This window comes from Bradyrhizobium sp. USDA 327, assembly GCF_041262065.1.
GTDB lineage: Bacteria > Pseudomonadota > Alphaproteobacteria > Rhizobiales > Xanthobacteraceae > Bradyrhizobium > Bradyrhizobium liaoningense.
Genome location: NZ_JBGCCW010000001.1, coordinates 1549878 through 1562188, shown reverse-complemented (window position 1 = coordinate 1562188; position 12311 = coordinate 1549878). Strand labels below are relative to the sequence as shown.

The window sequence follows — 12311 nt, the reverse complement described above, 5'->3', positions numbered from 1 at the left end:
CCGCGTCACCTCAAACAGGAGTCTATCCATGCTGAAGTCCATCATCGCCGCGGCGGCTCTGTCGCTTGCGGCCGGCTCTGCCCTCGCGCAGACCGAGATCGTGATGCAGTATCCCTATCCGGAGCTGTTCACCGAGACCCACAAGCGCATCGCCGAGGAGTTCGCCAAGGTGCACCCGGAGATCAAGGTCACGATGCGGGCGCCTTACGAATCCTACGAGGACGCCACCCAGAAGGTGCTGCGCGAAGCCGTCACCAATCAGATGCCCGACGTGTCCTTCCAGGGCCTGAACCGCATCCGCGTCCTGGTCGACAAGAACATCCCGGCCGAGCTCGGCGGCTACATCGCGGCCGAAAAGGACTTCGACAAGCAGGGCTTCCACCAGGCGATGTACGACATCGGCACCGCCGGCGGCAAGGTCTATGCCCTTCCCTTCGCGATCTCCCTGCCGATCGTCTACGTCAATCTCGACCTCGTGAAGCAGGCCGGCGGCGACGTGAACAACCTGCCGAAGAGCTGGGACGAGCTGATCGCGCTCGCCAAGAAGGTCAAGGCGCTCGGCAACGACACCAACGGTGTCACCTATGCCTGGGACATCACCGGCAACTGGCTGTGGCAGGCGCCGGTCTTCGCGCGCGGCGGCACCATGCTCAATGCCGACGAGACCAAGGTCGCGTTCGACGGGGCGGAAGGCAAGTTCGCCATCAACACGATTGCGCGGCTCGTCAACGAGGGCGGCATGCCCAATCTCGACCAGCCGTCGATGCGCGCGACGTTCGCGGCCGGCAAGACTGGCTTCCACATCACCTCGACCTCGGACCTCAACAAGGTCACGCAGATGACCGGCGGCAAGTTCGCGCTGAAGACGATCCCGTTCCCGGACGTCGTCTCTCCGAACGGCCGGCTGCCGGCCGGCGGCAATGTCGTGCTGATCCTCGCCAAGGACAAGGCCAAGCGCGACGCGGCCTGGGAGGCGGTGAAGTTCTGGACCGGCCCCAAGGGCGCCGCGATCATGGCGGAGACCACCGGTTACATGCCGCCGAACAAGGTCGCCAACGAAGTCTATCTGAAGGACTTCTACGTCAAGAACCCCAATAACTACACCGCGGTCAGCCAGCTCGCGCTGCTCACCAAGTGGTACGCCTTCCCCGGCGACAACGGCCTGAAGATCACCGACGTGATCAAGGATCATCTCAACTCGATCATCTCGGGCGCCCGCGCCAAGGAGCCCGAGGCCGTCCTCGCCGACATGACCGCGGACGTGCAGAAGCTGCTGCCGAAGACCACCGGCGCGGCGCGCTGAGGATCCTGACATCCGCCGGCACGGGACGCCATCGGCGCCCCGTGCCGCACCAATGACTGGAGATGGCGATGAAACTGCTTCATCTGAGCGACATTCACCTGACCGCACCCGGCTCGACCATCGGCGGCCGCGATCCGCGGGTCAATTTCGAGCTGGCGCTGGCGCACGCGCTGAAGGATCATCATGACGCCGAACTGATGGTGATCACCGGCGACCTCTCGGATTGGGGCGATCTCGCCGACTATCAATGGCTCAAGCAGCGCCTCGACGCATATCCGCTGCCGGTGCGGCTATGCATCGGCAACCACGACCGGCGCGCCGCCTTCCTGAGCGTCTTCCCCGATCTCGCCGACGACAGCGGCTTCGTCCAGGGCATCCACGATACCGCCGCCGGCCGCTGCCTGTTCCTCGACACCGCCCATCCGGAAACCCACGCCGGCCGCTATTGCGAAGATCGTCTTGCCTGGCTCGAGGCACGGCTTGCCGAGCATGACGGGCCATTCCTGCTCTTCATGCACCACAACCCCATGCCGGTGCATCTCGTCCCGTTCGACCAGATCGGCCTGCTGGACGATGCAGCGTTCCGGCGTCTCATCAGTCGCCATCGGGCGAATATCCGCCACGTCTTCTTCGGGCATTGTCACTTGCCTCTCGCAGGCTCGATTGCCGGCGTCCCCGTCTCGTCGCTGCGCGGCACCAACCATGCGAGCTTTCCGCTATTCTCCGAGACGTGCCTGCTGAGCGCCTGCGACCTGCCGCAATCCTACGGCGTCGCATTTCTTGGGGAGGACTATGTGACCGTGCACATGGTGGAGTACGGCTACGACGGTCCCATCCGCACCCAAGGTTCGCCCGACTACAAAGCCTGGGATCGCGAGACCATGGTGCGATGAACTCAGGGGAGCGCCGACCATTACCAGGGAGTGCACTCATAAACCCGCGCTGCACGCCTTGTAGAGTCCGCTCCACCTCTAATAGCGGCTCGTTGGCATCCCTCACCCTAGGTCGGAGATGGGCCAGGAACGGACTCATGCACCGCCGCAATCATCTATTCGATCACCTCGTCGGCGCGGGCGAGCAGCGTCATTGAAATGTCGAGATCGAGCGCCTTAGCGGTCTTGAGGTTGATATTCAGGGTCACCTCCGTCGTCTGCTGGACCGGTAGCTCCGCCGGACGCGCCCCTTTGAGAATGCGATCAACATAACCCGCGGCGCGTTGCCATAGTTTGAAAAGATTGGCCGAGTACGACATCAGTCCTCCTCTCTGAGCCGAATCGCGGAATGGATAGATCGCCGGTAAGCGCCGTTCTGCGGTGAGCGCGATCAGCCGGGGAACGAGGGGTATCAGCGATGGATCGTCGGTGACGACGACGCCATCGAGGCCGCTCTCTCCCAGCGCGGCGAAGCTGTTCTCGATTTCCGCGAGCCGCACCGAGAGGGCTGTCAACTCGAGACCGAGCCCGGGTGCCGCGTTTTGCATGAGTTCGACTTGGTTGGCGGTCGTCGGATTGTCAGGATTCCACAACACGGCGACACGACGCATTTTCGGTGCCGCCTCCTTCAGCAACTCCAGCCACTTGACGCCGTAATCGCCGGAGAGCTGCGACAGCCCAGTGATGTTGCCGCCTGGCTGGGCAAGGCTTGCCACAAGACCGGCTCTGACTGGATCTCCGCTCATGCAGACGATCGGCACGGTGGATGTTGCACGTTGCGCAGCCTGCGAAGTGGGTGTGCCTGGGGTCACGAGAACATCGACGTTGAGCGTGAGGAGTTCAGCGATCAGCGCAGGAACGCGCTCCGGCTTTCCGTCGGCGTAGCGTTCTTCGAGCAGCAGGTTGCGCCCCACTACATATCCAAGGTCTGCTAGTCCTTGACGGAATCCGGTCTGGTAGTACACGTCCGTCCCGCGAACGCCGCTCCAGACGTAGCCGACCCGCGGCACCGCTGGTTGCTGCGCGTGGACTGCAAGGGGCAAGGCTACTACGGCAGCGCCGAGGAGAGTGACAAAATCGCGGCGTTTCATTAAGTCACCTCGCGGTGCGCTACCGCTACAATATGCGCCCGCAACTCGGAATTTTGAATGGGTTGAGCCGGTGAAATAACCGTCAGCCCGAGATGAGTCCAAAGGCGTATCCGGGGGGCATATTTCGTTGATCGTGAGCCTCCTCGGTAGAGGTTGCGCAGTCCCCGGATGTCCGGGTTGGGTCACAAGCGCCGTTTTCGCTAAGTCCCGAACACTTCCGGTCTGCACCGCCAATCGGACTTGCTCGGTCTCGGCAGGCATTTCGCAAAGGGTGGAGACACCGGCCTCAATTCTAAACGTGGATTCAAGCTCGGGTTAACGCGCGTCTGCCAATATCTCGGATAGCGAGAGTTTGAATGCTGGAATGGATGGATCTAAGCGGACTGGGACCGCACTTGACTCGCTTCCGCCGTTGGCTGGACAAAATGCCGAACCGCGAGTTCTCTGAACTTGGCATTTGGGGTAAGTTCGGCCGCCTCATGCTGATGCTGGTGGTCCTCGGCTTGATTTCCGCACCAGCCATCTGGTTTCTCTCCAAATAGCAAGCGGGCGGCGCTTGAGGCTCGGCCACATCGATGGCTAAGACGACGACGTCTGCTTCGGGTCAACAAGCTGCCGATCACATTCTAGATGGCAGGCTTCCGCTTTGCGTTGGATTGTGTTGCAAAACTGGTTTCTGACTTGGGGCGAGCTTGGCTTTTGAGTTTCGGCGGTTTTTTTGGGTACGGGGTGTCGGCGGTTTCCGTTTTGCTGGTGGATTTCAGCACGCGACTGCCAGTTGTGGCGGAGGACGGCAGATTAGCTTGGCCAGCCGCCTCAGGTTCTGCGCGGTGGCTGTGAGCAGCACTTCGTCCCTGACGCCATTCAGGCCCCGCAGCCGAAGCCGGTCGAGCCTGAGAATGCGCTTCATATGAGCAAACCGCATCTCGACCTTTTTGCGCTCGCGGCGCGATTGCTCGAAGGCTTCCGTATTGGCCAGCGCACGGACATGATCGCGCACATCTTCGTTGACGTCGCGGGTAATTTTGCGCACGACCGCCGTCGTGCATTTGGGCTTCAAGGCGCAGCCAGAGCAATCGCTCTTGCTGGCCCTGTAGTAAACGATGTGACCTTGATCGATATTGCCGGTGCTGGTCAGTTCCGCGCCACCCGGGCAAACATAGACATTGCGCTTCTGGTCGAAGACGAAGTCCGCTCGGTTAAAGGTGCCATCGGGGCGTGCCGACTTGTCCCACACCGGAACGTGCGGCGTGATCTTGCGATCCACCAGCCATTTGAGCAGTCTGACCGCGCCGTAAGCCGTGTCGCCTGCCAACCTTTTGGGGCGCAGATCGAAGCGACGCTCAACGCGGTCCACCATGATCTGGGTGACAGCAATCTCAACCGCACGGTTCGCGCGCGTGCCTACCGCATCGAGGATGATCCCGGCCTTGTTGTCGATCAGATAGTTCGCATCATAAGCAAAGAATGGATCCACGCCCGGCCTCGTAACCCATGTTGCTTGCGGATCGGTGAGCGAGACTTCCTTGGGAGGCTTGCGGCGACGGCTGCCTTCACTTGAACCGCCGCCGTCTTCATCGCTGTCCTTATCGCTATTGGCGGCATCAAGCGCTGCGATGTACTCCCGAACCGCATGGGATGCTTCCTCCGCCTTTGGCCAGGTAATAGGCTGGTCGCCGGGAAGTCGCCTAGTCTTGTTCACATCTGCCTTGATCAGGCTCGCATCGACTGAGAACGCTTCGCCTCCGACCAGCCCCGCCGAAATACACAGCGTCACTACACGCTCAAAAACCCGGCGTAAGGCATCGCTCTCACGGAAGCGTTCGCGCCGCGCCCGGCAAAACACCGAGTGATCAGGGATATGATCCTCGATGCCGAGCTTGCAAAACCATCTGTAAGCCAGATTGACCTGGACCTCGGCGCAGAGCCGACGCTCGGAACGAAGTGCAAATACGTAGCCCAAGACCAGCATCCGGATCATGAGCACCGGATCAATCGAAGGCCGGCCAGTGTGCGAGTAGAACGGAGCGAGCTCGTTGTGCACCCAACTCAGGTCCAGCAAACCGTCGATTTGTCGTACCAAGTGATCAGCCGGCACCACCCTGTCGAGATCAAAGGAGTAAAAGAACTGGCCCTGACCGCTCTCCTGCCGCCCTAACATCCGCTGCTCCCGCAAATGCCGCCTCAAACCAACGGAATCACGGTTCGCGAGTCGCCTCAACTGGAGTTTTGCAACACAATCCGTTGGTAAGCCGACGCTTATGAGTACACGCCCTACTCCACCTGCAGCACGTCGACGGCGACGCCGAGCTTCTGTTTCTGCGAGCCGACGATGACGCCGTCAACCGGCGAGACGTCGGAAAAATCGCGCCCCATTGCAAGCACGATGTGATCGTTGCCAATGAGGACATCGTTGGTCGGATCGAGATCGACCCAGCCAAGCTCCACCCCGCACCACAGCGACACCCAGGCATGGGTGGCGTCGGCGCCCTGCAGACGCGGCTGGCCCGGCGGCGGAATGGTGCGCAGATATCCGCTGACATAGGCCGCCGGCAGGCCCAGCCCTCGCAGCCCTGCAATCATCACATGGGCAAAGTCCTGACAGACGCCGTGACGCTTGTCGAAGACCTCGTCGAGCGGCGTTGAGATCACCGTGGCCTTGGGGTCGTAGCGGAACTGGTTGCGGATGCGATGCATCAGGTCGACCGCGCCCTTGAGGATGCCTGCGCCGGGCGCAAAGCTCTCCGCGGCATAGGCGCTGACCGGGCGCAGCACCGGCACCAGGGGGCTCGCAAAGACGTAGCCGACGGGCGAAGCCGGCCCGAGGCTCGTCGCCTCGAAGGCAAGGTCGCGAATGCTCTCCCAGGACGGGCTCGCCGCGTCACGTGCCGGCGGCTGGCGCGACACCGACACGCGCGAGCGCGAGTCGATGCGCAAATTGCGATGCGCGGCTTCGATCACGACGCTCTCGGTGAGCGTACCGAAGAAATCGCGCCGCACATTGCGCTCGGCCGGGCGCGGATGGATCTCGAGATCGTGCGAGATCAGCTCCTGGCCGCCGCCGCTTCTCGGCTCCAGCCGCAGCGTGCAGCGGGCGAAGCTGACGGGATGCTCGTACTCGTAGGTGGTGACGTGACGAATGTCGTAGATCACGCCAGCCCCGTCAGCTTTTCCGGCCGGCTGGCATTGGGACCGTGCGGGAAATAGTGCTGTCCCATCGCGTCGGCAAGGCTGAGCAGATCCTGCTCCAGCGCGAACAGGGTCTTGACCTCGAGCTTCTCGGCCTCCGCGGTCGCTAGCATCGCCTGAATCGCCACCGCGAGCCGCTGCGGCTTCTCGATCAGGCCGTGCTCCTTCAGGCTCGGCAGCGCGGCAATGTGCTCGTTCAGCGTCGTCACCTGGAACGCCACCGATCGCGGATTGTAGCCGTCGAGCACAGCGAGGTCGCGCACCGGCGCCAGGATCGGCGCCAGCAGGTAACGCGAGCGGTAGGTGATCTGGCAATCGACCAGCGTCAGCAGGATGTCGAGATCCTCGTCGCCGGCCTCGTCATAGGCGAACTGGCGCGTGAAGCGCGTGGTGTTGATGGCGCGTTCAGCGCGGCGGCCGATGTCGAGGAAACGCCAGCCGGCGGCGCGGTTCATGTTCTCCTGCGCGAGGCCCGCAAAGCTCGCAAGTTCCTGCAAGGTCAGCTCGGCTGCGCTCAGCACGCTGTCCTCGTCCTCGACCTCGTAGGCAAGACGCTCGGCCATCTCGGTGATGACCTGCCAGGCATCGGGCGACAGGCGCTCGCGCAAGGAGGTCGCCGTGCGTTGTGCCGCGCGCACCAGCGACAGTGCCGAGCCGAAACGCTCCGCGCTCTGCAACGCTTCGGCCGTGATGCGCCCGGGCGCCGCCCGCGACGTCTGCGAGATCGCGCCCCAGGCCACCAGCAGGCGCTGGATGCGTTCGGCCGATTGCAGCGAGGCCGCGGTGCCCTTGTTGGGTCCGCTCGGCGAGCCCAAAGCGCGGACCAGCCGCAGCGTCGCCTCGGCGCGCTCGAGATAGCGGCCGAGCCAGAACAGATTGTCGGCGGCACGGCTCGGCAGCACGCCGGCGATGCGGCGGATGCGCACCTTGTCGGTCGCCGGCAGCAGCGTCGCGGTCGGGACCTGCTTGTCGGAGACCACCCAGACGTCGGCGGCGCGCGCGCCATCGCCCATCGACACCGCGCGCGCATCGGCCTGCTCGGCGATCCGGCAGAACCCGCCGGGCATGATGGCCCAGCCGTCGGGCGTGGCGGCCGCGAACACGCGCAGCACGAACGGACGCGGCGTGAGCTGGCCCTGCTCCCACACCGGCATGGTCGAGAGCCGCACCACCTCCTGGCCGACATAGTCCATGCCGCGCGCGGTGATGGCGTCGACCAGGCGCTGGCGGTCGGCGGCGTCCAGCTCGCTCGCGAGCACCGGACCGTTGCTGTCGAACCCGGGCACGCCGCGCCGGTAGGCACCTTCGATCGCGACCTCGTCGAGCCGCGCCAGCACCTCGTCGCGCGCCGCGCGCTGGCCGCACCACCAGGTCGCGATGTGCGGCATCTTCAGGTCTTCCCCGAGCAGGCGGCGGCTGAGCGCCGGCAGGAAGCCGAGCAGCGCCCGCGCCTCCAGGACGCCCGAGCCCGGCATGTTGGCGACGACGACGCCGTCCTTGCGCAGCACGTCGATCAGGCCGGGGACCCCGAGCCGCGAGGAGGCATCGAGCTCGAGCGGATCGAGCGAGTTGGAATCGACCCGGCGCAACAGCACGTCGAGCCGTTTCAGGCCGGCCACGGTGCGGATGTGGACGCGGTTGTCGCTGACCGCGAGGTCGTCGCCCTCGACCAGCAGGAAGCCGAGATAGCGCGCCAGCGTCGCATGCTCGAAATAGGTCTCGCTGAAGCTGCCGGGGGTGAGCACGCCGATCCGCGGCTCGTCGCGGTCGGCGCGCGCGCGAAGAGAGTCGCGGAACGCCTCGAAGAACGGCGCGACGCGCGGCACGTTCATCGACTTGTAGAGGTCGGAGAAGGCACGCGAGAGCACCAGGCGGTTCTCCAGCGCGTAGCCCGCGCCCGATGGCGCCTGGCTGCGGTCGCCGAGCACCCACCAGCGGCCGTCGGGGCCGCGGCCGACATCGGCGGCATAGATCGAGAGATAACGCCCGCCGGGCGGCGGCACGCCGCAGATGGGACGGAGATATTCGGGGCTGCCGGCGATCGCGGCCGCCGGCAGCGCGCCTTCGGCAACGAGCCGGCCCTCGCCATAGATGTCGCGCAGCACGCACTCCAGCAGCTCGGCGCGCTGGGTGATGCCGGCGCAAAGCTGCCGCCAGTCGGCCTCGTCGATCAAAAGCGGCAGATGGCTGATCGACCACGGCCGGTCGGCGTCGTCGCCGGGCGCGCGGTAGGTGACGCCGGCCTCGCGGAGATGGCGGTCGGCCATGCCGAAGCGCCGTTCGATCTCGTCGGGCGCCAGCGCGCCGAAGGCGTCGAAGAAGCGGCTCCAGACCGCGCGCGGGGTGCCGTCCGGCGCCAGGAATTCGTCGGGGATGCCGGGCAGCCGGCTATAGTCGCGGACCCATTGCGCGAGGCGGCGCTGGCCTTCACGCTGGCCTTGCGCCTTCCCCGCCTTGTCATCCTGTTCGGCTGCGCCCTCGCCCATGCGCGTCTCCATGCCCCCGCAGCATACTCATTGCAGGAGCGGGGTCCGCAAGTCGAGGGTCAGCGGAAACTCACTTGTGCGTTCCTCGGGCGGCGGTTGCATCGGACCCGGGGTGTGGCCGTGATCCTGGAAGCGCGCCAGCCGCCGCGCCTCGGCCTCGTAGGTGTTGACCGGCTTGGTGTCGTAGTTGCGCCCGCCGGGATGGGCGACGTGATAGACGCAGCCGCCGAGCGAGCGGCCGTTCCAGGTATCGATCAGATCAAAGGTCAGGGGCGCGTGAACGGGGATGGTCGGGTGCAGGCCGGAGGCCGGCTGCCAGGCCTTGAAGCGGACGCCGGCCACGGCTTCAGTCGAGCGGCCCGTGGGGGTCATCGGCAGGCGGCGGCCGTTGCAGGTGACGATGTGACGGCCCTCGACGAAGCCCTCCGCCTTGACCTGAAGCCGCTCGACCGACGAGTCGACATAGCGCACGGTGCCGCCGGCCGAGCCCTCCTCACCCAGCACGTGCCAGGGCTCCAGCGCCTGACGCAGCTCCAGCGTCACGCCGCCATGATGGATGCGGCCGAAGGCGGGGAAGCGGAATTCGAGCTGGGCCAGATACCATTCCGGCTCGAACGGGTAGCCGAACTGCTTCAGCTCGGTGAGCACCTCCAGAAAATCGTCCCAGATGAAGTGCGGCAGCATGAAGCGATCATGCAGCGCGGTGCCCCAGCGCACGAACTTGCCGGCCTGCGGCTCGCGCCAGAATCTGGCGATCAGCGCACGGATCAGGAGCTGCTGCGCCAGCGACATGCGCGGATCGGGCGGCATTTCGAGCGCGCGGAACTCGACGAGGCCGAGCCGGCCGGTTGGCCCCTCCGGCGAATAGAGCTTGTCGATGCAGATCTCGGCGCGGTGGGTATTGCCGGTGATGTCGACCAGCAGATGCCGGAACAGGCGATCGACCAGCCACAGCGGCGCCTGGGTGCCTGGCGGCGGCACATGCGAGAGCGCGATATCGAGCTCATAGATGCTGTCGTGCCGGGCCTCGTCGATGCGCGGCGCCTGACTGGTCGGGCCGATGAAGAGGCCGGAGAAGAAATAGGACAGCGACGGATGCCGCTGCCAGTACAGCACGAGGCTCTTCAAGAGATCGGGACGGCGAAGGAACGGCGAGTCCTGTGGGCTCGAACCGCCGACCACGACGTGATTGCCGCCGCCGGTGCCGGTGTGACGGCCATCGACCAGGAAGCGGTTGGCGCCGAGTCGCACCTTAGCCGCGTCCTCGTAGAGTCCGGAGGTGATCTCCACCGCGTCGCGCCAACTCTTCGCCGGCTGAACGTTGATCTCGATGACGCCAGGGTCGGGCGTCACCTTGATCACCTCGATGCGCGGATCGAACGGCGGCGGATAGCCCTCGACATGGACCTGCAGCTGCATTTCCTCCGCGGTGGCTTCGAGCGCGGCGACCAGTTCGAGATAGTCCTCGATGCGCTCGACCGGCGGCATGAAGGCGCAGAGCACGCCGTCGCGGATTTCGACCGACATCGCGGTGCGAACCGGGACGGAGGTGTTGAGATGCTCGGGCGCGGCCCGCGGCGGAGATTCCGGACGCGCGGCGAGCGTGAACACCGGCAGCCTGTCCCGCGCCTCCATCGGGTCCTGCTCGACGATGTAGGGATATTGGTTGGGCGGGACGTAACCGAGCGACCCGATCGGCAGGCGCAAACCGAGAGGCGAATCGCCTGGCATCAGGAACAGATGATTGCGCCGGAGTTGCCATCGCTCGCTGCGCCAGCGCGGCGGCGCGTTCCAGCGCTGCACCGGCAGCACGAAGCCGCGCGGTGTGTTGAGGCCCTCGTTGAACACGCGCGCCATCCGCGCGCGGGCTTCCGGATCCGACAATTTGGAATCGGAGGGATCGACGTTGACGGGAAGCTCGGCCTCCTTCTGGAGCCAGTACGCGGTGTCCTCATAGGCCGGCATGATGTAGCCGGCATCGAGGCCGAGCCGGGCCGCCGTGCCTTCCATGAAGGCCTCGGCGTCCTTCACCTCCGCACGGCGCGGATTTTCGATCTTGGCGATGAGGTCGGCGTTCCTCCAGATCGGAACGCCGTCCTTGCGCCAGTAAAGGCCGAAGGCCCAACGCGGCAGACTCTCGCCCGGATACCATTTGCCCTGGCCGTAGTGCAAAAGGCCGCCCGGCGCGAAGCGCGTGCGCAAGCGGCGGATCAGATCGTCACCGAGCGCGCGCTTGGTCGGGCCGACAGCGTCGGTGTTCCATTCCGCCGCTTCGAGATCGTCGACCGAGACGAAGGTCGGCTCGCCGCCCATCGTGAGCCGAACATCCTGCGCGGCGAGATCGCCGTCGACCTGCTCGCCGAGATCGTTGAGCCGCGCCCACGCCTCATCGGAAAAGGGCTTGGTGATGCGCGGCGCCTCGCGGATGCGCCGCACGCTCATATCGAAGGCGAATTCGACCTCGGCAAAGCCGGCACCGCCCGAAATTGGCGCCGCCGAGCGATAATGCGGCGTGGCGGCGACGGGGATGTGCCCCTCGCCTGCGAGCATGCCGGAAGTCGCATCGAACCCGATCCAGCCCGCGCCGGGCAGATAGACCTCGGCCCAGGCGTGCAGATCGGTAAAGTCGTTCTCGACTTCGGGCGGTCCCTCGATCGGATCGATGTCGGGACGGATCTGGATGAGATAGCCGGAAACGAAACGCGCGGCGAGGCCGAGATGGCGGAACGTTTGGATCAGGAGCCAAGCAGAGTCGCGGCACGATCCGGCGCAGGACGACAGCGTTTCCTCAGGCGTCTGCACGCCCGGCTCCATCCGGATGATGTAGCGGATCTTCTTCTGAAGCTCCCTGTTGAGGTCGACCAGAAAGTTGACGGTGTTGGGGGCTTCAGTCGGTATCGCGTCGAGATATTGCGCGAACAGGCGATCGGGCTTGACGGTCTCGAGATACGGCGCCAGCTCCGTCTTGAGATCCTTCGGGTAATTGAACGGAAAACTGTCGGCATAGGGCTCGACGAAGAAGTCGAACGGGTTGACCACGGTCATCTGCGCCGTGAAGTCGACCTCGAATTTCAGCTCGGTGGCCTTCTCCGGAAAGACGTAGCGCGCGAGCCAGTTGCCTTGCGGATCCTGCTGCCAGTTCACGAAATGATTGGATGGCGTGACCTTGAGCGAATAGCTCAGGATCGGCGTGCGCGTATGCGGCGCCGGCCGCAGGCGGATGGTCTGCGGGCCAAGGTCGATCGGGCGGTCGTATTTGTAGTGCGTGACGTGGTGTAATGCGACGTAGATCGACACGGGGTGCATGCTC

General features: G+C 64.9%; 8 protein-coding genes. 3 read left to right on the top strand and 5 right to left on the bottom strand.

Annotated elements, in window-relative coordinates; all coding sequences use genetic code 11:
• The first annotated feature begins 28 nt into the window (after positions 1-28).
• Positions 29-1303, top strand: coding sequence for an ABC transporter substrate-binding protein (locus ABIA42_RS07075; protein WP_370114637.1), 1275 nt, complete (start codon positions 29-31; stop codon positions 1301-1303).
• 68 nt (positions 1304-1371) lie between these two features.
• Positions 1372-2196, top strand: a complete 825-nt coding sequence (locus tag ABIA42_RS07070; RefSeq protein ID WP_370114639.1) for a phosphodiesterase — start codon at positions 1372-1374, stop codon at positions 2194-2196.
• A 155-nt stretch (positions 2197-2351) separates the two neighbouring features.
• Here ABIA42_RS07070 and ABIA42_RS07065 read toward each other — a convergent pair whose 3' ends face one another.
• A complete protein-coding gene (locus tag ABIA42_RS07065) occupies positions 2352-3326 on the bottom strand; it encodes an ABC transporter substrate-binding protein (protein WP_271528638.1) in 975 nt (324 codons plus the stop codon).
• A gap of 356 nt (positions 3327-3682) precedes the next feature.
• Here ABIA42_RS07065 and ABIA42_RS07060 point away from each other — a divergent pair, with 356 nt between their 5' ends.
• A complete protein-coding gene (locus ABIA42_RS07060; RefSeq protein ID WP_271528639.1) occupies positions 3683-3868 on the top strand; it encodes a hypothetical protein in 186 nt (61 codons plus the stop codon).
• 218 nt (positions 3869-4086) lie between these two features.
• On the opposite strand, the gene ABIA42_RS07055 is transcribed toward ABIA42_RS07060, so the two are convergent.
• The 4 genes from ABIA42_RS07055 to ABIA42_RS07040 form a co-directional block, all read right to left on the bottom strand.
• Complete coding sequence (locus ABIA42_RS07055; RefSeq protein ID WP_370114641.1) at positions 4087-5487, bottom strand: IS1182 family transposase; 1401 nt, start codon at positions 5485-5487, stop codon at positions 4087-4089.
• Between the two features lie 113 nt (positions 5488-5600).
• Positions 5601-6479, bottom strand: a complete 879-nt coding sequence (locus ABIA42_RS07050; protein ID WP_370114643.1) for a transglutaminase N-terminal domain-containing protein — start codon at positions 6477-6479, stop codon at positions 5601-5603.
• On the bottom strand, positions 6476-9001 hold the full coding sequence (locus ABIA42_RS07045) for a circularly permuted type 2 ATP-grasp protein (protein WP_370114645.1): 2526 nt from the start codon (positions 8999-9001) through the stop codon (positions 6476-6478). The genes ABIA42_RS07050 and ABIA42_RS07045 overlap by 4 nt, the downstream gene beginning before the upstream one ends.
• A gap of 27 nt (positions 9002-9028) precedes the next feature.
• Positions 9029-12298 carry a DUF2126 domain-containing protein gene (locus ABIA42_RS07040; RefSeq protein ID WP_370114647.1) on the bottom strand — a complete coding sequence of 1090 codons (3270 nt, stop codon included), beginning with the start codon at positions 12296-12298 and terminating at the stop codon, positions 9029-9031.
• Between the last annotated feature and the right edge of the window lie 13 nt (positions 12299-12311).